Raw genomic sequence first — 24,250 nt, 5'->3', positions numbered from 1 at the left:
AACTCAGTAAGCATGAGTGAAAGCTTAAGCAACTCAGTAAGTATGAGTGAGAGCTTGAGTAACTCAGTAAGTATGAGTGAAAGCTTAAGCAACTCAGTAAGCATGAGCGAAAGCTTATCTAACTCAGTAAGCATGAGTGAAAGCCTATCTAACTCAGTAAGCATGAGTGAAAGCTTAAGCAACTCAGTAAGCATGAGTGATAGCTTGAGCAACTCAGTAAGCATGAGTGAAAGTTTAAGTAACTCAGTAAGTATGAGCGAAAGCTTAAGCAACTCATCATCGATGAGTGAGAGTCAATCTAGCTCAACAAGTACGATGACTTCAACAAATAGTACTAACAATAATGGTTCTAAAGTAACGCCAAACAATAGTGGTGCTAAATCTACAATTTCTACTAATACACTTAAGTCTCAACATGAAAATGCTGAATCTGTAGATAAGACGGTTAAGAGACATCACCGTAGAGGTAAATTGCCTCAAACAGGAGCAGAATCAAGTTCTAATTTATTAGGATTAATGATTACTGCTTTAGGTGGATTGCTTGGCTTCAGACGTAAGAAACGTAAAGATAAAGATTAATAAATCTTAAAGATAATAAATAAAGCCTCGACTTCCTTTTTTGGAAACTCGAGGCTTTGTTGATGTGTTTGGAGACTTACATCTAGTCTGTTGAAATGCAGATATCGTTAACGATAGTGGTAATGCGATGTGTGAGAGAAGAGACTTCTGAGTTTACGCATAGAAATTTAACTAAATCAAATAGTGAATTGTACCAAGTCATAGTTCCGGAGATAAATGTAAAAATAGGATAACCATGCTAATCCTCTCTCTTAATTGATAAAGAAATGAAAAACTATAACTTTAATGAGAAGTTACGTAGGTATAGATTAGCTATTGATTTATTTTCTTTTACATGTTGAAACTTATTTTGAATGAATTAGCTGATTATAAGAAAATAGAATATAAGTGTTATATAATATGCTTTTAGTAGATAATATATTATGCGATTAGTGAAAGTTAGATGTTTAAATATTAATAGAAATGAGTGATAAGTTTGAAAACGATAGTATTAAATGGTGATTATGGATTCTTAGATAAAATTGAAACAACAATTAAATCAATTATTTATCATAATCAAAAAGTAAAAATCTATGTTATCAATCCTGATATTCCACACGAATGGTTCACTAATTTGAATCAATATCTCAGTCAAATAGGGTCACAAATTGTAGATAAAAAAATTGATCAGGCATATTTAAATGACGTTAATTCTTCTTTTAAAGGAATTAAAAATATTGCCTTTGCGAGAATACTAATTCCTGAATTAATTAAAGAAGATAAAGTACTATATTTAGATTGTGATATAGTTGTGAATGCCAATTTAGACGAATTATTTAATATTGATTTAGAAAATAAATGGGTTTGTGGTGTGCGTGACTATCAAGTTCCTGCAGAATTTAATTCGGGAGTGTTATTGATTAATAATAAAAAGTGGAAGAAAAGTAACATAGTTTCTAGACTTTTAGAGAAAGCAAAAGATACTAATCTTCGAAATGGTGATCAAACTGTTATCAATGAAGTATTTAAAGATAAAATTGAAGAATTAGATCTATCTTATAATTACCAAATTGGTTTTGAAAAAGCAGCTTTTTGGGGAAATTTGCAAAAAACTACACAATTTCTTGATAAAGTTAAAAAACCAAAAATAATCCACTTTATTACTGAAGATAAACCATTTAACTTAGTATCAACAGTTAGTTTACGAAACAAATGGTGGCATTATAGAAGACTAGAATGGTCAGAAATTATTTCTAAATATAGTAGTTTTAATAAGAGTAAAATTAAAGATCCATCTTTTGATGGAGAGGCATTTTTGCTTACTCGTATGGCGGAGGTACAGAATATTGAACAGTTGATAAAAAAATTACCAAATATAAGATTTAACATAGCAGCCTATACCCCCATGGCTTTTCTTTTATTGAAATTAACACAATATGATAATGTGAGACTTTTCCCAACTATTGTAGGAAAAACTTTGGATAAAGAAATAAATGAAGCAGATATTTATTTAGATATTAATTATGGTCCTAAAGCTGATGAAATAATTGAAAGAATTATGAAGAAAAATATTCCAATCTTTTCCTTCGATCAAACTCAGTCTCAAAATTTGGATTATGATAATTATCATGTCTTTCGTGATAATCAAATTGATGAAATGGCAGAAGCGATTAAAGAGACGGTCAAAACTAATGCTCCAAAATATAATATTAGAGTAAAAGATATGGACGAATCATTAGACTTGATTTTGCGAGACAATAAATCTGTGATTCGCTTTGGAGATGGTGAATTTGATTTAATTAGAGGAGGTTCAATTCCCTATCAAACTTATGATTCAGAACTTGCTAATCGACTAAAAGATATTATTTTGCGGGGGCAATTTAATAATACCTTGGTTTGTCTACCAGATGTATTTACCAAACTAGAACGTTATCAAGATTTTACTCGATACTTTTATAAGACATCTTTCTTTCCAAATAATGAAAGTTTCTTAAATGAAATTGGACAGACTGGTAATTGGTATGGTTCAACTTTTATTTCAAGACCATACATTGATTTGTTTGATAAAAGTAAAAGTGCAGCATACTTTGATAAATTAAAACAACTTTGGAGTGGTCGTAATCTGCTAATAGTAGAGGGAGCACTAACGCGTTCGGGAGTGGGAAATGATTTATTCGCTAATACTAAATCAATTAAAAGAATTATTGCTCCATCAAAGAATGCGTACCAAAAGATTAGTGAAATAGAACAAATGATTCGAGAAAATGCAGAAGATAGATTGATTTTGTTGATGCTCGGGCCAACAGCTAAAGTAATTGTAGATGATTTGCAAGATTTAGAGAATCAAATCATTGATTTAGGTCATATTGATTCAGAATACGAATGGTTCAAGATGGGAGCTACTCATAAAGTTAAGCTTGAAAATAAGCATACTGCAGAATTTAATTTTGATGAAAATATTGGGTCGGTCCATGATCAAACTTATGAGGATGAGATTATTGGAGAAGTTGAATAAATGAAGATAATTGCATTAAGTGTAGATTACGACTGGATTGATAAAGCAGAGACAACTTTAAAGTCTATCTATGCGCGTAATCAAGATATCAAAACCTATATTATTAATCCAGATATTCCGCATGAGTGGTTTATGAATATTAACCGATATTTAAAAGAGTTGAACTCAGAAGTTATCGATTTAAAAATTGATCTTAGCCGTTTTAAGGATATGCCAAATCCTGAAAATCGAATTTCTAAGATGGTGTATGGTAAATTTTTGATTCCCGAATTAATTAAAGAATATAAGGTTCTTTATCTAGATAGTGATGTAATTGTAGACCAAAATTTAGATCAACTTTTTGAAACTAATATTGAAGATAGGCCTCTCTATACTGTAGTCGACTATTTTAATCCTGGTCAATTTAATTCAGGAGTCTTATTAATTAATAATAGATTTTGGTATAACAACAATATTGGAAATCAATTGTTGGATTTAGGGAAGAGATATAATCTAAGTAATACTCAGGTTATGATGAATGAAGGTTTTGCGCAGAACTATGGAAAGCTAAATCCAAAATATAATTATCAAATTGGTTATGAACGCAAAAGTTACTGGAATGATAAAGATAGTTTTTATTCATTTTTTGATCATATAAAAGAGCCTGCTATTATTCATTTTACTGAGCGAGATAAGCCATTTAACGTTACTAATACAACTGAATTAAGAGAAAAATGGTGGGATTATCACAATCTAGAGTGGACAAAAATTATTTTCAGAAACTTTGAACTAAATAACGAGCATGATAGGACTTTTGATGGAGAGGCCTATACATTTACGAATGTCGCTGAAGTTCAAAATTTAGAAGAGCTAGTAAAAAAATTACCTAATATTCACTTTAGTATTGCTGCGTTTACTCCAGTTGCCTTTTTATTAAGTCATTTATCTCAATATGACAATGTAACTATATATCCAAGTGTTACTGCAAAAAAACAAATTGAACTTATTAATAAGTGTACAGTTTATCTTGATATTAATTATGGTAATAAAAATAAAATGGTGCTCGATCGGATTGTACATCGCAAAGTTCCTATTTTATCTTTTAGTTCATCACAATCTAAAAAGTTAGATTATGAGCACTATCAAGTATTTGAAGACGATCAAATTAATGAGATGGCTAATAGAATTCAGAAAGTAGGAAAGAGTATCACTCAACAATTCGTTCCTCAGCTTTTTAATATTCATGTCAGAGGTATGGATGAAGCGCTTGATCGACTTATTAATGAGAAAAAGTCCATTATTCGCTTTGGTGATGGAGAACTGAGCTTGATTAATGGAAAGGGGATTACCTATCAAGCATATGATGAAAATTTGTCGAGACAATTAAAACAGATACTTTTTGCTGGAGGTAATAATAAATACGATGTAGCTCTTCCAGATGTATTTGAAAGTTTAAAGAATTATGGTCAATACACAAAAGATTTTTACGAAACTAATTTCTTTTTTAACAATCAGCATCTTCTAAAAGAAATAGAAAAAACAGAAAATATTTATAGTAATACTTTTATTTCAAGACCATACATTGATCGAATTGATAAATCTAAAAGTGCACACTGGTTTGATAAACTCAAACAAATTTGGAAAGATAAAGACATCTTAATTGTTGAAGGAAATTTTACACGTTCAGGGTTAGGAAACGATCTATTTGCTAATACTAAATCAATTAAAAGAATTATTGCTCCATCGAAGAATGCGTACCAAAAGATTAGCGAAATAGAACAAACGATTCGAGAAAATGCAGAAGATAGATTGATTTTGTTGATGCTCGGGCCAACAGCTAAGCTAATTGTAGATGATCTCCAAGATTTAAAGAATCAGTTAATAGATTTGGGACATATTGATTCAGAATATGAATGGTTCAAGATGAGTGCTACTCATAAAGTTAAGCTTAAAAATAAGCATACGGCCGAATTTAATTTTGATGAAAATATTGAATCGGTTCACGATAAAACTTATGAGAATGAGATTATTGGAAAAATTGAATAATAAATAATACTAAGCAAAAAAGCTACTAAATCAAGGCTTGAATACCAAGATTTAGTAGCTTTTTATGTAGAATATTAATTTCTATCGCTAAATCCAAAGATTTGTAAGAATTGTAAGAATAAGTTAACGAAATCTAAATAAAGAGCTAAAGCACCAGCAACTGCTAGGCCGTCAACAGAAACTTGACCATTATAGTTTTCGTAGATTTGCTTCATTCTTTGTGCATCCCAAGCAGTTAAGATAGTGAAGATAATAACTGCAATGAATGAAAAGATGTAAGAAACCATTGGATTTCTTAAGAACATGTTGATTAGCATTGCAACAATTAATCCAATTAAAGCTGCTGAAGCGTAAGAGCCAAGATTATTCAAGTTCTTCTTAGTTGTTGTACCGATAACTGCCATAGTAATGAAGACAGTTGAAGAAGCAACGAATGCAGAAGCAATACTACGACCAGTGTAAGCACCAGCAATTAGTGAAAACTCGACTCCGTAAACAATTGCCATGACCATTAACATAACAAAGCTAGCTACCGGATTTCTTGTTGCTCTAAAGCTAATCCCAAAAGTTAGTGCAAGTGGAACTAACAATAAAATCCAAGTCATTGCTGGGTTACTAGAAAATAAAGTTAAAATTTGAGTTCTAAAGACGGTCATTGTTAAGTAAGCGCTCAAAGCAGACACTAAAACGGCAATTGTCATCATACCGTACATTCTGCTTAAGAATCTATTTAATCCAGTTACATCAACAATTGTACGACGTTCTGGTTCTTGTGAAAAGTTATTCATAAGCTCTCCTTCTTTCTTTTTATTAGTATATTTTAACGTATATTAAATATAAAAGAAACTTTTATACAAAGGGATTATAGAAGCGTCCAGAATTAACTTTAAAGAGCAAAATAACGACTAAAACTAGAATAAAGGCTGAGCTCGTGACTAAATAGTCTGCTAAGCTAAAACTTTCTGCAACATACCAGGTACGTTTTTTCTTTGAGCCAAAACGTCTAAGTTGCATAGCAGTACTAATTGTGTCAATTCGGTCAAGACTTGAAAAGATAAGTGGAGTAACGATGTTTAGTGTTCCATGAATTCTTTTGCCCAGGGATGCTTTTTTAGATAATTCATTACCACGCGCTTGCTGGGCAGCAGAAATTGACCAATAAATTTCTTGAATGTTAGGGATATAGCGCAAGGCTAAAGAAACGGCATAAGAGACCTTATAGCTGACGCCAATTTTATTTAAACTAGCTGCGAATTGACTAGGATTAGTCGTTAATAAAAAGAGCAGCACTAGGGGAATAGAACAGATGTATTTCAGACTAACGTTAAATAAATAAAACAATTCTTGAGCAGTCAAAGTGAAGTAACCTGCATTAATTAGGACTGTTCGTGAGTGATACAGCGTTTCACCATAAGTTGGCTGAAAGATGAAGACTGCAATAATATTGATAATCGCAAAAACAATAATGAACTTAACGATAAACGATACTTGTTTCCATTTGATGCCAGCTATTTTTAATAAAATTTCTGAACCAACACCTGGGTCAACAACTGAAACAAAACTTGTACCTTTTGGCCAATACTTAATAGTTTGGTAAAGGCGGTAAGAGGCAGACCAAATATCATAAGGTGGAATCTCATGAGTTAAATCTGAAACGACGATGTGAGGGACAACCATGTGGGCAACTCTGTGCATGGCACTAACGGCCTCATCTTTTAAGCCGAAATCGGTTTGTAGTACTAGAAAATAATTTGTTTCCCTTCCTCCTTTGATATGTTTTTAATTACTAATAATTTACAATGTATTAAAAGTTTCGTCAATGAAAAATCCGTACCATTTCACTATGTAAGTGTATATAGTACGGATTTTATGGTGAAAATTATTTTTTAGGCTTAGGTTGCCACTTTAATCCAATTCCTGTTACTCCAGAAAGAATTGAGAAAACAGGAGAAAGTAAACTAAAGAAGGTAAATGGGATAAAGGCTAAAACTGGAACCCCCAGAGTAGAGGCAGCAAATGATCCAGCCACGCCCCAAGGGATTAAGTAGTTAATTACGCTACCTCCATCTTCTAACACACGGCTCAAGGCAAGTGGGGCAAGACCGATTCTGTCGTATGCTTGTTTAAAGGCGCGACCTGGCAAGATTACGGATAAGTATTGTTCGCCGACAAATAAGTTAATGCAGATACCGGAAAGAATAGTAGTAATTACTAAACGACCAGGCTTTTTAAGGTGTTCAACTAATGGTTCCATGGCAGTTTGAACGATATTAAACTTCATTAATAAACCACCGAGAGATAAAGTAGCAATAATTAAGCCCACAGTATCCATCATGCTAGAAATACCACCACGGGTTAGTAGGACGTTAACGGAAGCATCACTAGTTTTGGCAACGAAACCTTTCATAATTAGATTAGTTAAGTCAGTAAGGGATTGATGAGGATTTTGAATAAAAATCATAATGATAGTGACAGCGATATTTAAAAACAGAGTGGGAATAGCTGGAATCTTTCTCCATGCACAAATTAACATTAAAATAATTGGAACAATTGCCCACCAAGTAATAATGAAATTATGTTGTAAAACTGAAGCTGTATGATTAATCTTGGAAGCATCAATTGAGCCACTGTTTCCTAAGATCCAAAAAAGAATTAAAGATACTACAAATGCTGGAATCGTAGACCACATCATATTTTTAATATGGGCAAATAGTTCACTTTCTGCGACAGCAGAAGAAAGGTTAGTAGAGTCAGATAAAGGTGACATTTTATCGCCAAAGACTGCTCCAGAAATAATTGCACCAACAACAAGTGCAGGATTGGCATTCATACTGGCACCAATTCCAAAAAGAGCAATTCCAACTGTTGAAATAGTTGTAAAGCCGCTTCCGATTGCTAGACCCACGATTGAGCAAACAATGAAGACGGAAGGAACGAAGAATTGTCCACTAATTAAGTGAAAGCCAAGCACCATAATTGAAGGGATAATGCTGCCTTTGATCCATAAACCGATTAAGGCCCCGATTAAAATAAAAATAAAGATAGGAATAATGGCAACACCAATCCCTTCTTTAATTCCGTCTTGAATAGAAGTCCAGTCATTTCCTCTAAGTCTGAGCCAGAAAACTAATAAACAGACTGTGAATAAAACTGGAACTTCTGGCATTAAGCCGAATTTAATTACTGAAATACCTAAAATAATTAGGAGTAACAGTAAGATAATAATTGCTTCTGAGAAAGAAACTTTCTTTTTCATAAAAAATCCTCCATAAAAAAAGTCCTGTTGAAATTAATCAACAGGACGCATTACCGTGGTACCACCTATTTACTGCATATTTGCAGCACTCTCATCAGGTGATAACGGCACTGATTGTGGCCAAATAAAAGATTGATCGCTGTAATTCATAACTTATGCCTGACTGGTTCGCACCTTACCACCAACTCTCTGACGCTTAACATAAGCACTACTGTGACGATAATTGTTGCAATTATGATAACAAGCTTAAAAAAAGATGTCAATGAATTTATTAATAAAAATGATTAGAATTTCGAATTATGGACTTAGAGCGGTAAAATAGATGGATAGAGAAAAAGTATAAATATAAATTGAGGGATTAAGATGACTGATATTTTAACCACCAAAGAATTAGGGAAAAACTTCAAAAATAAACATGTTCTGAGCCGAATCAATATTCATGTTCCTGAAGGAAAAATTTACTGCATCATGGGACCAAATGGGGCTGGTAAATCAACTCTTTTGAAAATGATTAGTGGAATTGAGAAACCAACCGAAGGAGTGATTAACTTTAAGGGCGAAAACTGGAAGCGAGAAGATTTAAAAGTAATTGGTTCGTTAATCGAAGAGCCGGGCTTATTTTATAACTTAACAGTTGAAGATAATATCAAATTAAAATTAAAACTTCATCATGTTGAAAACAAAGATCAAGAACAGATTTTAAATACGCTTGGCTTTGGTGATCATAATCAAGAAAAGGTTAAAGGATTCTCAACAGGGATGCGACAACGTCTTGGTATTGCGCTCGCTTTTATGGGAAATCCAGACTTAGTAGTTTTAGATGAACCAACAAATGGTCTTGATACGTTTGGAATTCATGAACTACGTGAATTATTAATGCTAGAAAAAAAGCAAGGTAAAACAATCATCATTGCTAGTCACAGGCTTTCTGAAATACAAAAAGTAGCTGATCGCATTGCTATCTTAGGTAATGGGGAGCTTTTACTAGAAGAAGATTATGACCAAAAGACAGATTTGGAGGACTTATTTATTTCAACTCTAGAGAAGGCAGGCGTAAAGCATGACTAATATTTTAAAAGTTGAATTTTTAAAAAACAAGCATACTATTATTCGTTTGCTTATTTGGCTTTTGCCATTAATTGCCATTTTGATGATGACTGCTGTTTTCTGGGATAATCAATATTCGGTGCAATTAATGATGGGACAATGGAGTTATTTTTGGTTAAATATGTCAATTGCTCTCGTAATCGGAATTAGTACTTATTATCAAAACCAAGCTACAAAATTCAAAGAAATTTTAACTTCGCCGCAAGATCTTTTTACTTACGAAGTTGGGCGAATTATTCATGGAATTTTACAAGCAGCTTTAATGAGCGTGATTTTCTTAGCTTTGGTAATTTGTGTACGATTTATTTTTTCAAGTAGTGAAGAAATTGTTTGGATGCTTTGCTCAGGGATTGGAATTTTCTTAACTTCCATTTGGCTAGTTCCGTTTTATTCATGGCTTTTCCGTATTACTAACTTATATTTTGCCCTAGGAATTGGATTTTTAAGTTCAATTTTGGCAATGTTTTTAAGTAGAACTTCTTGGAGTATATGGTGGCCATTTGATTGGGGAATGCTTTTAAACAATATGTGGCTTAAGGGAGACTTTGTTTTAGGATCCTGGAGTTTAATCATTTGTAGTTTGATTTTAGGATTTATTTTAGGTGTCTTTAGTGCCTATTCTTTTAAAAAGCAATAGTATTTTTTAGTAAAATAGTAGCAAGTATCTAAAAAGGAATTGAAATTATGCAAAAAAATCAAATTGTCGACTTAGAAATTACGGACTTATCTTATGAAGCAATGGGCGTTGCTCACTTAGACGGAATGACTATCTTTGTAAATAATGCTCTTCCAGGCGAAGTGGTTTCCGCTAAAATTTTAAAGGTAAAGAAGAATTTTGCCTTTGCGAAAATTGAAAAAATTAAGAAGGAAAGTCCAGATAGAATTAACGTTGAACTTCGTCAATGGGTTCAAACAGGTTTAGCCTCACTTGCTCATATTAAATATGAAAAGCAACTTGAATTTAAACGTAATCAAGTAGTGAACTTATTACATAAGGCCGACTTAGATAATATTAAGGTTGGTCAGACTTTGCCTAGTCCAGAAGAGACAGGCTATCGTAATAAGGCACAAGTGCCAGTTCGTGAAGTTCATGGCAAGCTTGATATTGGTTTCTTTAGAAAGCATTCACATGATTTAGTACCGTTAACTAATTTCTTTACCACGGATCCAGAAATTGATCGAGTTTTAATTAAAGTTCGTGATATTTTAAGAAAGAATCATGTACCAGCTTATGATGAAATTCACAATAAAGGTGAAGTGCGTTACCTTGATGTACGGCGCTCAAAAGCAAGTGGAGAGATTATGGTGATTTTGGTCTGCTTGCATAAGGATTTTCCACAATTGCAAAAAGTGACTAAAGAAATCAGTGAAATTAAAGGTGTTACAAGCGTAGTGTTGAACCATAATCCTAAAAAGACTAACGTGATTTTAGGTAAGAAAGATTACTTGCTGTGGGGAGAGCCTCAGATTACCGACAAAATTGGGGATGTTAGTTTTAAGATTTCACCTCAAAGTTTCTTCCAGATTAATTCACTGCAAACTCCGCGCTTATATGACTTGGCAATTCAAAAGGCTGATCTTAAGTCAGATGATGTGGTAATTGATGCCTACTCTGGAATTGGAACTATTGGCTTGTCAGTTGCTAAGCATGTTAAGGCAGTGCGAGGGATGGAAGTTATTAAGCCAGCTGTTGATGATGCAAATGTAAATGCTAAGCTAAATGGTATTGATAATGCGGAATATGTAGTTGGAAAAGCTGAAGAAGTAATGCCTCAGTGGGCTAAAGAAGGACTTAAGACTGATGTGATCTTTGTTGATCCACCAAGAAAGGGATTAACGCCAGAATTTATTGATGCAGCCGTTGAAACTGATCCTAAGAAGATTGTTTATATCTCATGCAATCCGGCTACAATGATTAGAGATCTACAATTGTTCCGTGAGCAGGGTTATGACTTTAACGAAATTGATCCTGTTGATATGTTCCCTCAAACTCCGCACGTTGAAGCAGTGGCGGTGCTTGAGAAGAAATAAGTAGAATTTATCAGTGAAAAGTGTACTTTTCCATAAATAATTGGAATTAGTACACTTTTTATTTTTTCCATTGTTAGCTTGAGTACATTTACATCTTAGGCATACAATTAAAGAAAAACGATAAAAAGAAATTCTGCAAAAAACGTAGTTGCCTTAGGTAATAATTGAAAGGAATAACTATGCGTCTGAAAAAAATTATCCTCTATATCTTCCTAGCTATCTGTATATTCTCAGTATGTTTATTTGTTGTGCCTTCAAGAAGTAGGATAGACCCTGGACTTAAAAATTCACAAAAGCAGCTAAAAGATTATATGAAATCACATCATATAAATGGAGTGATGCTCGTTAGCGGCAAAGATGGTCAACCGAACGTTATTAAAAATAATGAGACTTCCAACAAAAATGACTTAGTGAATGCAGATCAGCTATTTCCAACTGCTTCTCTTCAAAAGATTATAACGGGAACCGCAATTTATCAGTTGCAGCAAAAAGGGCAGCTGAATTGGAATACGCCTTTGTCAAAATATTATCCACAAGTTTCAGGTAGCCAAGATATTACAATTCGTGAATTAATGAATCACACAAGTGGATTAATCAATAATGCTCGTCCATCTGAACCACTTAAAAATCAAGAAGAACAAATTGCCTATATGCTTAAGTATATGCAAAATGATCATCTTCATACTTGGGATTATCAAGATGTAGACTATGAGTTATTAGCTGCAATTATCAGTAAGGAAAGTCATTTAAGTTATAACGACTATATTCAGAAGAATTTTGCTAAGCCATTAAAACTGCGTCAAATTAAGGATTACTCTGAAGTTAATCAAAATGAGATTCCTCAACCAATGAGTAGCAATGTTGACTGGCATAAAGTAGTTGTGACTACATCATCTGATTTTGGAGCAGGAAATTTATTTATATCACCTAATGATTACTGGAAATTTGTGTATAACAGCGTTTTAAAAGATCCGAAGATGATTAATGAATATGCTCAGCAGGCTAAGCATCAAGAAGTAGCGTACTTTGGTGGAGTGTATTTTAAGGACGATGTTATTCGTGCAGAAGGTAGTATTCCTGGATACAATGCTTGTTTTGTTGCTAACTACAAAACTAAGGAAATGATTATGCTGTTTTCTAATAATATTAATTACTTAACTCTGAAGAAAGCATCTGATTATTTGCTTCATCATTATATGGGATTATTTTAATGAAAAAGACTTTAATTAAGAAAATTTCAAATCAAGTGCCACAAGAATTGCAACATTTTATTGCTGATGCGGATATTTATGATAGTTCATCATCTCCTGAAGCTCGCGTATATTTTATTGATAAAGATGGCGGTTATTATTTAAAATGCGCCAAAACTGGTATGCTTGAAAAAGAAGCTAAAATGACGCAATATTTTTACTCAAAGAATTTAGGCGCTGAAGTATTGAACTATAGTTCAAATAATCATGATTGGCTGTTAACTAAGGCAGTAGTAGGACATGATTGTATAGATAGCGAATATTTAGCTAATCCAAAGCGCTTATGCGATACGATTGCCACCGAATTAAGAAAATTGCACGAAATAGACTATAGTGATTGTCTCATTATGGATCGAACGACAGAGTATTTGGCAAACGCGGAAAATAATTATCGGACAGGTAATTATGATAAGTCGAGTTTTCCGGATAGTTTTGGTTATCGTTCAGCCGAAGAGGCTCATGAAGTTTTAATTTCTGGTAAAAATGCTTTGCAAAGCAAAGTTTTATTGCATGGAGATTACTGTTTACCGAATATTATTCTAGATAACTGGAAGTTTTCAGGATTCATTGATCTTGATTGTGCAGGTGTGGGTGATCACCATATCGATTTGTTTTGGGGTGTTTGGACGCTTGGGTTTAATTTGAAGACTAGTAAATATCGCGATCGCTTTCTTGATGCATATGGACGTGATAAGGTAAATGAAGAGTTGCTCAAAGTTGTTGCGGCTGCCGAAGTATTTGGGTAATTGAAGTATGGGCTTAAAAAGTAATATAAATTCTAATTATGATTTTTTAGTATTAATATTTTATTATTAACCTTTCCAACTTCATCAACTTTTTGGTATGATAGATATGTTCTAAAGGTTGCCTCAATGGCGGAATTGGCAGACGCGCAGCGTTCAGGTCGCTGTTCACGCAAGTGAGTGCAGGTTCGACTCCTGTTTGAGGCACTTGAAAAAAGAGATATGCATTTTTGCATATCTCTTTTATTTTTATCTTAATTTAACAGTTTTACTTTCAAATTTAAACGGCCTCATAAAAGTAAGTTGGTAGGCAGTTAACTGTAATTTTTCTCCGTCGTGGTAATTAGAATTGTACAGCGGATCACCGATAATTGGAGCATTTAGAGCAGCTAAATGTACCCTAATTTGATGAGTGCGGCCAGTCTCTAAAATTAGCTTTACTAATACTTTATCATCATGTTCTTCAATAATTTTATACTGAGTAAGAGCTTTTTGCCCATCTTCACGTACCATTCTTTTTCTTTGATCACTTGGGTCATGACCAATTGGAAAAGAAATAGTGCCACTCTGTTTTAACTTACTAGATTTATTTACCCAAGCCAAGTATTCACGGTGCAATGTTTTATTGGTTAACTGCCTATTTAAAATTGGCACAACTGCTGGATTTTTAGCTACTAATAAAAGACCGTTGGTAAGCATATCAAGTCGGTGTACAATATAAGGACTGTAGCCAAGATAAGTTGCACAATCATTTAAAGCAGTATTTGTTTCATTTAAGTTAGGATGCGTTTTTTGACCAGCTGGTTTATTGATCACTAAGACATCGGAATCTTCATAAATTATTTCTGGTAATTTACCACTTGCAGGATAGGTTTGCTGCTCACTTTCTACTTGATCAAGATAAATATCTATTTTGTCGCCAGCCTTTACTAAAAAATTTAAGGGTAAGTATTTTCCATTAACTAGTATTTTATTTTCAGTACGTAAAAAATGACGCCATTTTCTTGGAATTAGGAGCTTACGCATTAAGTCATCAACGCTTATTGGTTTTAAATTAGTGGGATATTTAAGAGAATAATGGTATGTGGTCATCTTTTCCACCTTATCTAATTTTTAACTTTTAAAATACTATTTTTCAAATAAAGATATGCTAAAATCGTCATATTAGGTTTATTGACGAAAAGGGAGTTTTAATTTTATGCATTCCCAAAATCATGAGTTTTGGCATCGCGTTCATTTAGCGATTAAAAACTTCAACCATCGTTTTCAAATTTGGCGTTGGTTAATTTTAATTTTATTGTCGTGCTGTTTATTTGTTTGTACCTATTATACCGTTAAGGTAAAAACTTCAAATATTTCAAATATGAAGGCAGCACTTTCTACGACAACTACTATCTATGATAATAAAAATCAAAAAGCAGGGTCACTTTATTCGCAAAAAGGATCATTTGTGGAATTGAATCAAATCTCGCCTTATATTCAAGATGCCGTTATTGCAACAGAAGACCGGACTTTTTATAAAAATCCTGGTTTCAGTGTAAAAGGAATGGCACGTGCTGCAGTAAGTAGTCTAATTCACCACGGAATTGTTGGTGGTGGATCTACTCTAACGCAGCAGTTGGCAAAGAATGCGTTACTTACACAAAAGCAGACTTTTTCTAGAAAAATAGAAGAGTTATTTTTTGCGATCGAAATTAATCGTGTCTATTCTAAAAAAGATATTTTAACTATGTATCTAAATAATGCCTACTTCGGTAATGGAGTTTGGGGTGTTCAAGATGCGGCAAGACGGTATTTTGGTAAAAACGCTAACGATGTTACTGTTGGTGAGGCAGCAACTATTGCAGGGATGCTTCGTAGTCCAAGTTACTACAATCCAATTGATCATATGGATAATGCCATTGCGCGTCGTAATGTTGTTTTAGGCTTAATGGCTGATACAGGTAAAATTTCTAAGACGCAGGCAGATAATGCTAAAAGAACTACTTTAACTTTAGAAGATACTTTTTCTCAAGAAGATGGATATCGTTATCCTTACTTCTTTGATGCGGTGGTTGATGAAGCAATTGATCGCTATGGCTTAAAAGAAGAAGATGTGATGAATAAAGGTCTGAAGATCTATACTACGCTAGATACTGGTTATCAGAGTGCTTTGCAAGATAGTTTTGAAGAAAGCTGGAATTTTCCTCCAAATGCAAGCGATGGTACTAAAGTTCAAGGCGCCAGTGTAGCAATGGATCCCAAAACTGGTGCTGTGCGTGCGATGGTAGGAGGCAGGGGACAACATGTCTTTCGTGGCTATAACCGCGCTACGCAAATGAAGCGTCAACCTGGTTCAACCATGAAGCCACTTGCCGTATATTCTCCAGCCTTGCAAAGTGGTTATCATTATGATTCTGAGCTTTCTAATAAGCTACAAAAATTTGGTAAGAATGGATATGAACCAAAGAATGTTGATAATCAGTACTCTAACAAAATTCCAATGTATGAAGCTTTAGCAGAGAGTAAAAATGTTCCTGCTGTTTGGTTATTGGATAAGATAGGCGTCAGAAAAGGTGTTCAATCCGTTGAAAACTTTGGCATTCATGTAAATAAAAATGATCAAAATTTAGCCTTAGCATTAGGAGGATTGTCAACTGGTGTATCTCCAATGCAAATGGCACGTGCTTACAGTGCTTTTGCAAATGAAGGGAATCTGCCAAATCAATCCTACTGTATTACTAAGATTACTGATGCAAGCGGTAATGTTATTGCTCAAAACAAAAATCCTGGTAATCACCGTATTATTTCAACTAATACTGCTAAAGAAATGACATCAATGCTTTTAGGAGTATTTACTTCTGGTACTGGTAAATCAGCACAGCCAGCAAGCTTTAGAGTTGCTGGGAAAACTGGATCAACTGAAGTACCTGATAGTTATGGCTTTGGTACTAAAGACCAATGGATTGTTGGTTACACGCCAGATGTTGTCTTATCAACTTGGGTAGGATTTGATAAGACTGATCAAGAGCATTATATGGAGGGTATTTCTGAAACAGGAATTACCCACCTCTATAAATCTGAATTAGAACGTCTGCTTCCGTATACACCACAAACCCAATTTAAGGAGAAGAGTGCCCAACAAATTTCAAAAGATACGGGGGCAAATTCTGACTGGCTCGGTAATTTAGGTCAACAAGTACAAAAAGGGATCAATGATACTGGGTCTAAGTTTAACGAATGGTATAATAATCTTAAAGGACTTTTAGGTCAGTAAAAATAAAGGAGAATTAATTTAAAATGGTTAATATTTATGATAACGCCAATCAATTGGCAAAGGACTTACAAGAAACTGAACAATTTAAAGATTTAAAGAAGTCTCTTGAAAACTTAAAGAATAATCCAGAAAGCTTAGATTTATATCAAAGAATGGATAAGCTTCAACAACAAATCTTAGCTGCACAAAATTCTGGCCAACCACTTTCAGACGAAGTTAGAAAAGAATATCAAAAGATCAATGAAGAAGTTCAAAATAACGACGAATTAAAGGATATGATTACTAAAGAACAAGCTCTTTTCCAAATGATCAATGATGTTCAACAAGCTATGACCAAGCCAATTGGTGATTTATACGATGATTTAAAGGCAAAATAATAAATATGAAATTTATGCATTTAGCAGATGCGCACTTAGATAGTCCTTTCCAGGGACTATCTTTTTTGCCATCTAATGAATTTAACGATATTAAAGAGTCAACTCAAAAATCCTTTACTAAAGCGATTGATACTGCAATAGAGCAAAAAGTAGATTTAGTATTAATTGCTGGTGATACTTTTGATTCGGTTAATCCAAGCCCGCAGAGTCAATTATTTTTTAATCATGAAATTAAAAGATTGACTGATCAAGAAATTCAGGTAGTGATGATTCTGGGAAACCATGATTACTTAAATCCTGAAGAAATGATTTTACCTCAAACACCATATTTTAAGCTTTTAGGTTCTGATGAAAAAGTAGAAGAGGCGCAATTTAAAACTAAAACTGGCTTTCCTTATACAGTGGTCGGGTTCTCTTATCAACATAATCACATTGAAACAGATAAAATCAGTGAGTTTCCTAAAAAGAGCAATAACTTTACTTTCGGTTTGATGCATGCGGGAGCTAAAACTACAGATGCTCATAAAAACGTTTATGCTCCTTTTACAGTCGCCAAAATTAAGAACTTGAATTATAACTATTTTGCTTTAGGACATATTCATTTGCGTCAAAGCTTATCTGAAGATCCATTAATTGTTTACAGTGGAAATTTACAAGGTAGACATATTAATGAACGTAAGGCTAAAGGTGTCTATCTTGGTATAGTAGATGAAACAACTAAAAAGATAAATTTAGATTTTGTTAAAACAGCACCTATTATTTGGCAGATGGCTGATTTAGAATTAGATCATGAAATTTCTCAAAGTGATTTAACTAGAAAAATCGTTGATATCTTAACTAGAAAAAATACACAAAAGACCTTATTTGGTTTAACTATTAGTGGAGCCCAGTATTTAAGTGAAAAAGAATTAGAACTAGTAAATGATAGTGATTATTGGCTACAACTTTCAAATTCTTTGAATTTTGATTCTCGTTTGGTAAAAGTTTACCTAGTAAATAATGAAAAATTGCAACTTAAGTCAGCTGATAAAGAAGCTTTTAATCAAGCAGAAAGTGAAACTTTTGCTTTAGAAAAGATATATTCTCTGGCAAATGATTTAAGTAAAAAGAGCGATTATGTTGCTGATCTATTAAAAAAGCCAGAATTCATTGAGGAAGTAAAGGAATTATCACAAGTTAAATTGGGACAGAAGTTAAAGGATATGGATGATGAAACTAACTCAAATTAAAATTATTCACTTTGGAAAGTTAAATGATGTAACTTTTAATTTGAACAAAGATTTAACGATCTTTTTGGGTGCGAATGAAGCTGGAAAGAGTACAACTGTTGCCTTTATTAAACAGGTATTATTTGGTTTTCATTTAAGAACTAATAAGTCACCCTTTTTTGAAAACTATCAACCTTTAGATCATGTCAGCCCGATGGGTGGAAGTCTAACTTTTGAAGATGAAGCAGGTACTTTTGTCTTAAATCGACTATATGCAAAAGGTGATCCCAAAAAGGGCGTATTGACAGTTAAATTGAATGGACAAGAAGTTCCAGAATCAGTTTTCTTTGATCGTATTCAAAATATCGATGGCAGTTTTTATACTGATAGCTTTATTTTTAATCAAGATATGATGCGTGAGATAAATAGTCTGTCACAAGCTGAATTAATGGAACAGATTTACTTTTTAGGTGCATCTCAGAGTCATAAGCTGCTTGATTTACGTGATGAATTTAATAATAATGCACAAAAGCTATTTAAAAAGAATGGGCGTAAGCCTGTAATTAATCAACTAATTAACCAAATTCAGGATCAAAAAGATGTTTTGGCGGAAACTGATAATGAATTTAGTAATTATCGTGAATTAGAAGAAAAGCTAAATAAAGAAAAAGCTGCTTTGGCAAAGTCACAAGTAGAATTAGCAAGTTTAAATGAACAGGGACAAAAAGTTAGTTTATTGATGCAAAAGCTAACTAATTTTAAGCAATATCAAGACTTAAAACGAGAATTAAAACCAGTTCAATTTTCTAAGGAATCTTATGAAAATGCGCAAGCAATTAAAAATAAAATTGCTGATTCGACTGAAAGTCTTGATAGTTTGACTAATCAATTACAAGAAGTTGAGTCAAGTAATACTCTGTCTAATAAGGATAAAATTCGAGCTTTAGTTGATCATAAAGCAGAAATCCTTCATTGGGAGAGTGAAAGTAAAGACCTAGCGCGTCAAGTTGAGACTGCTAATCAAGATTTACAATCTTATGAGCAGCTGCAACTAGAAGCTGTTAAATTAAGTAAATTGCCTAGTGAAACGAGAACTCAAATTAAATCAGATTACCAGGAATTGAAAAAGCAAAAAGAAGATGCCAATAACTTACCTGGAATTTTGTCATTAATTTTATTGGTTGCAGGGATTTTTAGTGCAATTGCAATTAGTAATTTATTTGTACGCTTTATTGGAATAATGTTGGCACTTGGAAGTATGGGTTTATTTGTTCGGACACGACAAAAGAATAATCAAAGTAGTCGAAAAGAGCAGACTTTTATTGAAAAATATGGACTTAATCCTAATGAAATTGATCTAAATAATTTATGGAATGAAGTAGTCCAAATTGAATCTAAAAAGCAAACTTTAGAGCAATTAACTCAAGAACAAAAGACATTAAATGAAAAAGTGAAAAACTTTATTCAAGAGTTAAATCCATTTATTCAAGGAAAAGCCCAAACTTTTTCAGATATTATCAACTTATTAAATTCACTTCAAAAGTTATTAGACCAAAATTATTTGGCTCAGCAGCGTTTAAATGATCTTGCTGTGCAATTACAAGAAAGAAAAAATCAATTAGCTAAAAATAAAATAGAATTATCTAATATTTTTGCTAAGAATAAAGTTACTAATTTTGATGAGTTTTCAGACTTAAAGAAGCAGGCTGAAGCACAAGAACAACTTAAATTGAAAGTTGATGCTTTACAAAATGATTTACAAGAAGATTTAGCACAATTAGAAAAGGTTGCTCAAGACCCAAGTGCTTTATCTAAAGAAAAGCAAGAAATAGAAGCACAAATTTCTCAAAAGCAAGGGCAAATTAATACCTTACATGCAGAAAGTGCAAAACTTGAAAACCAAATGAATATTTTAGCTAACTCGGACAAATATTTTGCTGAAAAGCAAAAGCTTTCTGATCTAGAATCTTTACTAGCTGAAAATGTTAAAGATTATCTTGCTAACTTGTTAACTAGTAACTGGATTGCGAGAGGATTAGACTTAGCTTCAAATGAGCGTTTTCCTAAAATGCTTGAGGATGCTAAAAAGTACTTTACCTTGTTAACAGGTGGAAGATATGTTGACATTAACTTAGATAAGCAACTTAAAGTTAAACGAGCAGATGGTAAGAAATTTGACGTTGAGTATTTGTCTAGAGGTACAAGTGAACAACTATACTTTGCTTTAAAATTAGCTTTTGTCGAACAAGTCTCTGATAAAATTGAATTGCCAATTTTAATTGATGATGCTTTTGTAAACTTTGATGCTCAAAGAACAAACTATATTGTTAAGTTATTAGAAGAATTAGCTAAGAAGACGCAAGTTTTAATTTTTACGGCGCGTAAAGATTTGGTTGAGAAATTAACTATTTATCCGATAAGAATAGAAAAGGAATAATCATGATAAAAAGATTGCTTGATTATAATGATGGTGAGGATATGAATCTGGTTTTATTAATCAAGGATTCAAGTCTTCGCACTAGTAAAAATGGAAAAAAATACTTAGTTTTACAATTTAGTGATTCAAGTGGTGCAATTAGAGGCAATCTTTGGAATGCTAGTAAGCAAGATGCGGATACTTTTAGTTCAGGAACGATTGTTGAATTAAGTGGAAGAAGAGAAGAATATCAAGAACGACCACAGATTAGAATTTATGATTTGAGAGTTGTGGGTCCAAATGAAGGTTATGACCTAAGTCAATTTGTTCATTCAGCTCCGATCAAACAGAAGGATCTTGAAGAAGAAATTAATAAACGTGTCTTCGAAATTTTGAATCCAACTTGGAATAGAATTGTGCGTTACTTACTCAAAAAATGGAATAAAGAATTTTTCTCATTTCCAGCTGGTAAGTCGAACCACCATGCTGTTAAAAATGGGCTAGCTTTTCACACTGTTTCAATGTTAAGAGATGCAGAAGGAATTGCTAACACATATCCGCAAATTAATCGTTCACTCCTTTATGCGGGATGCATTTTGCATGATATGGGAAAGGTAATAGAATTGTCAGGTCCTGTAGCAACAAGCTATACAACTGAGGGAAATTTGATTGGACACTTAGTTTTAATTGATGAACAAATTATGCTTGCTGCACATGAATTAAAGATTGATGAACATAGTGAAGATTTGATGCTATTGAGACATTTGGTTTTATCTCATCATGGTCTACCAGAATACGGGGCAGCACATCGACCAGTTGTTCTTGAAGCAGAAGTTTTACACAAGATTGATGATTTAGATGCTACCGTTTATGCGATTACAAATGCTTTGCAACAAACTAAGCCAGGAGAATTTACTGAGAGTATTAAGTCACAAGATAATCGCAGATTTTACCGTCCCAAAAGCGATGAGGCCTTAGATAAGGCTCCAAAATTAGAATAATAAAAATACCGGGATCACTTTTCATGATCTCGGTATTTTTTTAGAAATATTATTTAGAAAGACTGTCAGTTGAAACGTATTGTGAAAGAACGTTCTTTAAGTCTTTGTCTTTGATAGAAACATCGGCACGTTTAAGAACTGTAGCAATTACACTTCTCATAACGTTTTGATCTTCTGACATTGATTGATAGATTTGATTATCAATTTGCTTCTTGTGATCCTTGAAACTACCCTTAGCTGGGTGCTTAATCATTTTAATTACGTGATAACCGTATTGGGTCTTAACTGGAGTAGTAGTAATTTCACCAGTCTTAAGTTTAAATGCAGCAGTCTTGAAGCTAGAATCTAAAGTGCTATCAGTAGAGTCGAATGCAGGTAATTTACCAGCATCATTCTTAGTAGCAGTATCGGTTGAATACTTCTTAGCTAACTTCTTGAAGTCGCCACCATTTTGTAATTGCTTAATAATGTCTTCAGCAGTACTCTTTTTTGAGATAAGAATATGTTGAACTGTAACTTCTGGTTGGTAGTTCTTCCATGCTTTCTTTTCTTGAGCAGGAGTAATCTTCTTAATGTGCTTCAAAGCAGCTTCAGTTAAAAGATTGGTCTTCAAATTGTCTTTAAAAGTAGAAGCAGTCATTCCATTTTGTTCAAGAACAGAATCAAATTGACTACCGTATTGTTTCTTGTATTTATCATATTCTTTATCAACTTGCTTTTGAGTGACATCCTTACCGTATTGGCTTTCTAAGGCATCAGAAACAATCATGCTGGCGAGAGTAGATTGACCTGCTTGAGATTCTTTCATCTTGTCGTAATATTGTTTCTCAGTGATTTTACCACCTTTATAAGTAACTACAGCCTTGCCACCAGAACAAGCGGTAGCTCCTAAAGCAATACCAGCAAAAGCTACAATAGCAGCTGCTTTTTTCCACATTTTTTTCATAAGTTAATTTGCACATCCTTTGTTTAATTCACAGTTTCAAATATAACATAAAAACCCTTATTATCCCAATGGACAATAAGAGTTTTCTATATATTTATAAAAAATACTAACAAATCTTAAAATTAAAGTTCATTTTTAACCTTATCAGCAGTAGATTTTACTTCTTGAGATAAATGAGAAATATTTTCTTTCATTTGGTCTACTTCAGGTTTAATTGAACTTTGAAAATTAGTTACGCTACTTTGTATATCTTTTACTGACTGTTCAGCCTTGGGTAATTCACTCATTAATTGACTGGCAGCAGCCTGTGCTTGATTTTTGCTAGCTGCTAAAGTTGTAGCATCATTTTTTGTATTATTTAAAAATTGACGCACATCTTCTTTAACTTTGTGACCAGTTTGCGGGTTAGGGAGAAGAGAAATACCTACCCCTGCCAAACTACCAATGCCTAAGCCTATTGCAAAAAATTTCATTAATTTTCTTCCTTATGTTCTTCTTCACTCGCATCAGAATTGCTATCTAAAGATTCTTCATCTTGGGTAGCATCCTTGACATCCTCAGTAGCATCTTCGATTTCGTCTTTGGCTTCATTTAACTTGTTTTTTACTGCAGCAAATACACGATTGTGATCAACAGCTTTAAATGAGGCAGCAGAGAATGCATCAACTAGATCATGAGCCTTGTCTTTAAGAGATGGACCCTCAGATACTTCAACTTCTTCCTTTTCATTTGGAGCTTCAGTTGTATCAGCATTTTCATCTTGAGTTTCCTCAGGTTGTTCCATTCTTTTTTCTTCTAGTTCGTCATAAATAGTTTTAACGCGGTGAACTGAGTCAGTAAAGTTATCTGCCGAATCTTTAACATCACTTCTGATTGAATTACCACTTAATGGGTTTTTAGCGTATGATAATAAACCACCTGCAACTGTACCGGTAAGAATCCCTAATAAAAATCCAGACATAATATATACCTCTTATCTATTCAATAATTTTTAACTTAATAACCACTTTTATTATACCGCATTAAAGGGAAAATTACTGAGATTATAGATTATTTTTGATAGCGTTTGCAACAGCTTGATAATCATCTTCTGAATATTTATCAGCATTATTCACATGAGGAGTAGAAATAGGATCATTTTCTCCCCGACGTGGAATTAAGTGAATATGTGAGTGCATAACAACTTGACCAGCAATTTCGCCATTATTAACTTCAACGTTCATCCCTTTAATAGTAGGGTCTGATTTTTTTATTGCTTGAGCAACGAGAGGAATATATTGTAAAAAGCGTGCTGCATCTTCTTGACTATAATCAAAGAAATTTACTAAATGCTTTTTAGGGATAATTAAAGTATGACCTTTAGTTACTTGAGAAATATCTAAAAAAGCTTTAACATCATTATTTTCAAAAACTGTGTAAGAAGGAACTTCTCCTCTAATAATCTTACAAAATAAACAATCTTTTTCTAATTCTGCCATGAGACCGGCTCCTTTCTTAATGAAAAGAAAATTTAGTTTAACTTATGTTCATGCTATCATAATAAGGAAGTATTTGCAGTAGA

General features: G+C 33.2%; 22 protein-coding genes and 1 tRNA gene. 14 read left to right on the top strand and 9 right to left on the bottom strand.

All coding sequences use genetic code 11. The features are described from left to right. On the bottom strand, window positions 1–272 hold a 272-nt coding region (locus FD18_RS10155; RefSeq protein WP_235499893.1), incomplete at its 3' end, for a hypothetical protein. Between the two features lie 10 nt (window positions 273–282). Here FD18_RS10155 and FD18_RS10150 point away from each other — a divergent pair. The 3 genes from FD18_RS10150 to FD18_RS06025 all read left to right on the top strand — a co-directional run bounded on the left by FD18_RS10150 (window position 283) and on the right by FD18_RS06025 (window position 5,098). Then, complete coding sequence (locus tag FD18_RS10150; RefSeq protein ID WP_235499892.1) at window positions 283–579, top strand: LPXTG cell wall anchor domain-containing protein; 297 nt, start codon at window positions 283–285, stop codon at window positions 577–579. Window positions 580–1,054: 475 nt separating this feature from the next. After that, window positions 1,055–3,073, top strand: coding sequence for an SP_1767 family glycosyltransferase (locus FD18_RS06030; protein ID WP_057719070.1), 2,019 nt, complete (start codon window positions 1,055–1,057; stop codon window positions 3,071–3,073). Then, window positions 3,074–5,098 carry an SP_1767 family glycosyltransferase gene (locus FD18_RS06025; protein ID WP_057719069.1) on the top strand — a complete coding sequence of 675 codons (2,025 nt, stop codon included), beginning with the start codon at window positions 3,074–3,076 and terminating at the stop codon, window positions 5,096–5,098. Window positions 5,099–5,172: 74 nt separating this feature from the next. Here FD18_RS06025 and FD18_RS06020 read toward each other — a convergent pair whose 3' ends face one another. The 3 genes from FD18_RS06020 to nhaC form a co-directional block, all read right to left on the bottom strand. Further along, entirely contained in the window at window positions 5,173–5,886 is a 714-nt protein-coding gene (locus FD18_RS06020; RefSeq protein WP_057719068.1) for a Bax inhibitor-1/YccA family protein, read from the bottom strand. A 61-nt stretch (window positions 5,887–5,947) separates the two neighbouring features. Next, window positions 5,948–6,871: an SAM-dependent chlorinase/fluorinase gene (locus tag FD18_RS06015; protein ID WP_167337404.1), complete on the bottom strand. Its 924-nt coding sequence runs from the start codon at window positions 6,869–6,871 to the stop codon at window positions 5,948–5,950. A gap of 106 nt (window positions 6,872–6,977) precedes the next feature. Further along, window positions 6,978–8,354, bottom strand: a complete 1,377-nt coding sequence (nhaC, locus tag FD18_RS06010; protein WP_057719067.1) for a Na+/H+ antiporter NhaC — start codon at window positions 8,352–8,354, stop codon at window positions 6,978–6,980. A gap of 363 nt (window positions 8,355–8,717) precedes the next feature. On the opposite strand from nhaC, the gene FD18_RS06005 reads away from it, so the two are divergent. The 6 genes from FD18_RS06005 to FD18_RS05980 all read left to right on the top strand — a co-directional run bounded on the left by FD18_RS06005 (window position 8,718) and on the right by FD18_RS05980 (window position 13,692). Next, window positions 8,718–9,422 carry an ABC transporter ATP-binding protein gene (locus FD18_RS06005; protein ID WP_057719066.1) on the top strand — a complete coding sequence of 235 codons (705 nt, stop codon included), beginning with the start codon at window positions 8,718–8,720 and terminating at the stop codon, window positions 9,420–9,422. After that, a complete protein-coding gene (locus tag FD18_RS06000; protein WP_057719065.1) occupies window positions 9,415–10,098 on the top strand; it encodes a lantibiotic immunity ABC transporter MutE/EpiE family permease subunit in 684 nt (227 codons plus the stop codon). The genes FD18_RS06005 and FD18_RS06000 overlap by 8 nt, the downstream gene beginning before the upstream one ends. A 47-nt stretch (window positions 10,099–10,145) precedes the next feature. Further along, the gene (rlmD, locus tag FD18_RS05995; protein ID WP_057719064.1) at window positions 10,146–11,492 is read left to right on the top strand and encodes a 23S rRNA (uracil(1939)-C(5))-methyltransferase RlmD; all 1,347 of its coding nucleotides are present in this window, start codon (window positions 10,146–10,148) and stop codon (window positions 11,490–11,492) included. A 179-nt stretch (window positions 11,493–11,671) separates the two neighbouring features. Next, complete coding sequence (locus FD18_RS05990) at window positions 11,672–12,703, top strand: serine hydrolase domain-containing protein (RefSeq protein ID WP_057719063.1); 1,032 nt, start codon at window positions 11,672–11,674, stop codon at window positions 12,701–12,703. Further along, window positions 12,703–13,488, top strand: a complete 786-nt coding sequence (locus FD18_RS05985) for an aminoglycoside 3'-phosphotransferase (protein WP_057719062.1) — start codon at window positions 12,703–12,705, stop codon at window positions 13,486–13,488. Before FD18_RS05990 ends, FD18_RS05985 begins: the two co-directional genes overlap by 1 nt. Window positions 13,489–13,608: 120 nt before the next feature. Continuing rightward, window positions 13,609–13,692: transfer RNA gene (locus FD18_RS05980), tRNA-Leu, on the top strand. A gap of 42 nt (window positions 13,693–13,734) precedes the next feature. Here FD18_RS05980 and FD18_RS05975 read toward each other — a convergent pair. After that, entirely contained in the window at window positions 13,735–14,577 is an 843-nt protein-coding gene (locus FD18_RS05975) for an RluA family pseudouridine synthase (RefSeq protein WP_057719061.1), read from the bottom strand. A gap of 106 nt (window positions 14,578–14,683) precedes the next feature. Here FD18_RS05975 and FD18_RS05970 point away from each other — a divergent pair, with 106 nt between their 5' ends. The 5 genes from FD18_RS05970 to FD18_RS05950 are packed head-to-tail and all read left to right on the top strand — an operon-like array spanning window position 14,684 to window position 21,743. Beyond that, window positions 14,684–16,741, top strand: coding sequence for a PBP1A family penicillin-binding protein (locus FD18_RS05970; RefSeq protein WP_057719060.1), 2,058 nt, complete (start codon window positions 14,684–14,686; stop codon window positions 16,739–16,741). Window positions 16,742–16,764: 23 nt separating this feature from the next. Beyond that, on the top strand, window positions 16,765–17,118 hold the full coding sequence (locus FD18_RS05965; RefSeq protein WP_057719059.1) for a YlbF/YmcA family competence regulator: 354 nt from the start codon (window positions 16,765–16,767) through the stop codon (window positions 17,116–17,118). Between the two features lie 5 nt (window positions 17,119–17,123). Continuing rightward, the gene (locus FD18_RS05960) at window positions 17,124–18,347 is read left to right on the top strand and encodes a metallophosphoesterase family protein (protein WP_057719058.1); all 1,224 of its coding nucleotides are present in this window, start codon (window positions 17,124–17,126) and stop codon (window positions 18,345–18,347) included. Next, on the top strand, window positions 18,328–20,763 hold the full coding sequence (locus FD18_RS05955) for an ATP-binding protein (protein ID WP_200953886.1): 2,436 nt from the start codon (window positions 18,328–18,330) through the stop codon (window positions 20,761–20,763). Before FD18_RS05960 ends, FD18_RS05955 begins: the two co-directional genes overlap by 20 nt. A 2-nt stretch (window positions 20,764–20,765) precedes the next feature. Then, on the top strand, window positions 20,766–21,743 hold the full coding sequence (locus FD18_RS05950) for a 3'-5' exoribonuclease YhaM family protein (RefSeq protein ID WP_057719056.1): 978 nt from the start codon (window positions 20,766–20,768) through the stop codon (window positions 21,741–21,743). A 49-nt stretch (window positions 21,744–21,792) separates the two neighbouring features. Here the strand turns inward: FD18_RS05950 and FD18_RS05945 are convergent, their stop codons facing one another. The 4 genes from FD18_RS05945 to FD18_RS05930 form a co-directional block, all read right to left on the bottom strand. Continuing rightward, the gene (locus FD18_RS05945; RefSeq protein ID WP_057719055.1) at window positions 21,793–22,689 is read right to left on the bottom strand and encodes a peptidylprolyl isomerase PrsA; all 897 of its coding nucleotides are present in this window, start codon (window positions 22,687–22,689) and stop codon (window positions 21,793–21,795) included. Window positions 22,690–22,811: 122 nt separating this feature from the next. Continuing rightward, on the bottom strand, window positions 22,812–23,162 hold the full coding sequence (locus FD18_RS05940; protein WP_057719054.1) for a YtxH domain-containing protein: 351 nt from the start codon (window positions 23,160–23,162) through the stop codon (window positions 22,812–22,814). Continuing rightward, the gene (locus FD18_RS05935; protein ID WP_057719053.1) at window positions 23,162–23,650 is read right to left on the bottom strand and encodes a YtxH domain-containing protein; all 489 of its coding nucleotides are present in this window, start codon (window positions 23,648–23,650) and stop codon (window positions 23,162–23,164) included. Before FD18_RS05935 ends, FD18_RS05940 begins: the two co-directional genes overlap by 1 nt. An 82-nt stretch (window positions 23,651–23,732) precedes the next feature. Continuing rightward, entirely contained in the window at window positions 23,733–24,167 is a 435-nt protein-coding gene (locus tag FD18_RS05930; protein WP_057719052.1) for an HIT family protein, read from the bottom strand. Window positions 24,168–24,250: the final 83 nt, after the last annotated feature.

The organism is Lactobacillus taiwanensis DSM 21401, from assembly GCF_001436695.1.
In the GTDB taxonomy this organism is placed as follows: Bacteria; Bacillota; Bacilli; order Lactobacillales; family Lactobacillaceae; genus Lactobacillus; species Lactobacillus taiwanensis.
This window is presented reverse-complemented; position numbering and strand designations above follow the sequence as displayed.

What these genes read in the sequence shown, in the direction of transcription:
- FD18_RS05975 (WP_057719061.1), bottom strand. Translation starts at nt 14,577, where the DNA reads ATGACCACATACCATTATTCTCTTAAATATCCCACTAATTTAAAACCA.
- FD18_RS05950 (WP_057719056.1), top strand. Translation starts at nt 20,766, where the DNA reads ATGATAAAAAGATTGCTTGATTATAATGATGGTGAGGATATGAATCTG.
- FD18_RS05990 (WP_057719063.1), top strand. Translation starts at nt 11,672, where the DNA reads ATGCGTCTGAAAAAAATTATCCTCTATATCTTCCTAGCTATCTGTATA.
- FD18_RS10150 (WP_235499892.1), top strand. Translation starts at nt 283, where the DNA reads ATGAGTGAGAGTCAATCTAGCTCAACAAGTACGATGACTTCAACAAAT.
- FD18_RS06020 (WP_057719068.1), bottom strand. Translation starts at nt 5,886, where the DNA reads ATGAATAACTTTTCACAAGAACCAGAACGTCGTACAATTGTTGATGTA.
- FD18_RS05940 (WP_057719054.1), bottom strand. Translation starts at nt 23,162, where the DNA reads ATGAAATTTTTTGCAATAGGCTTAGGCATTGGTAGTTTGGCAGGGGTA.
- FD18_RS05935 (WP_057719053.1), bottom strand. Translation starts at nt 23,650, where the DNA reads ATGTCTGGATTTTTATTAGGGATTCTTACCGGTACAGTTGCAGGTGGT.
- nhaC (WP_057719067.1), bottom strand. Translation starts at nt 8,354, where the DNA reads ATGAAAAAGAAAGTTTCTTTCTCAGAAGCAATTATTATCTTACTGTTA.
- FD18_RS06000 (WP_057719065.1), top strand. Translation starts at nt 9,415, where the DNA reads ATGACTAATATTTTAAAAGTTGAATTTTTAAAAAACAAGCATACTATT.
- FD18_RS05970 (WP_057719060.1), top strand. Translation starts at nt 14,684, where the DNA reads ATGCATTCCCAAAATCATGAGTTTTGGCATCGCGTTCATTTAGCGATT.
- FD18_RS06025 (WP_057719069.1), top strand. Translation starts at nt 3,074, where the DNA reads ATGAAGATAATTGCATTAAGTGTAGATTACGACTGGATTGATAAAGCA.
- FD18_RS05985 (WP_057719062.1), top strand. Translation starts at nt 12,703, where the DNA reads ATGAAAAAGACTTTAATTAAGAAAATTTCAAATCAAGTGCCACAAGAA.
- FD18_RS06005 (WP_057719066.1), top strand. Translation starts at nt 8,718, where the DNA reads ATGACTGATATTTTAACCACCAAAGAATTAGGGAAAAACTTCAAAAAT.
- FD18_RS05945 (WP_057719055.1), bottom strand. Translation starts at nt 22,689, where the DNA reads ATGAAAAAAATGTGGAAAAAAGCAGCTGCTATTGTAGCTTTTGCTGGT.
- FD18_RS05960 (WP_057719058.1), top strand. Translation starts at nt 17,124, where the DNA reads ATGAAATTTATGCATTTAGCAGATGCGCACTTAGATAGTCCTTTCCAG.
- FD18_RS05930 (WP_057719052.1), bottom strand. Translation starts at nt 24,167, where the DNA reads ATGGCAGAATTAGAAAAAGATTGTTTATTTTGTAAGATTATTAGAGGA.
- FD18_RS05955 (WP_200953886.1), top strand. Translation starts at nt 18,328, where the DNA reads ATGAAACTAACTCAAATTAAAATTATTCACTTTGGAAAGTTAAATGAT.
- FD18_RS05965 (WP_057719059.1), top strand. Translation starts at nt 16,765, where the DNA reads ATGGTTAATATTTATGATAACGCCAATCAATTGGCAAAGGACTTACAA.
- rlmD (WP_057719064.1), top strand. Translation starts at nt 10,146, where the DNA reads ATGCAAAAAAATCAAATTGTCGACTTAGAAATTACGGACTTATCTTAT.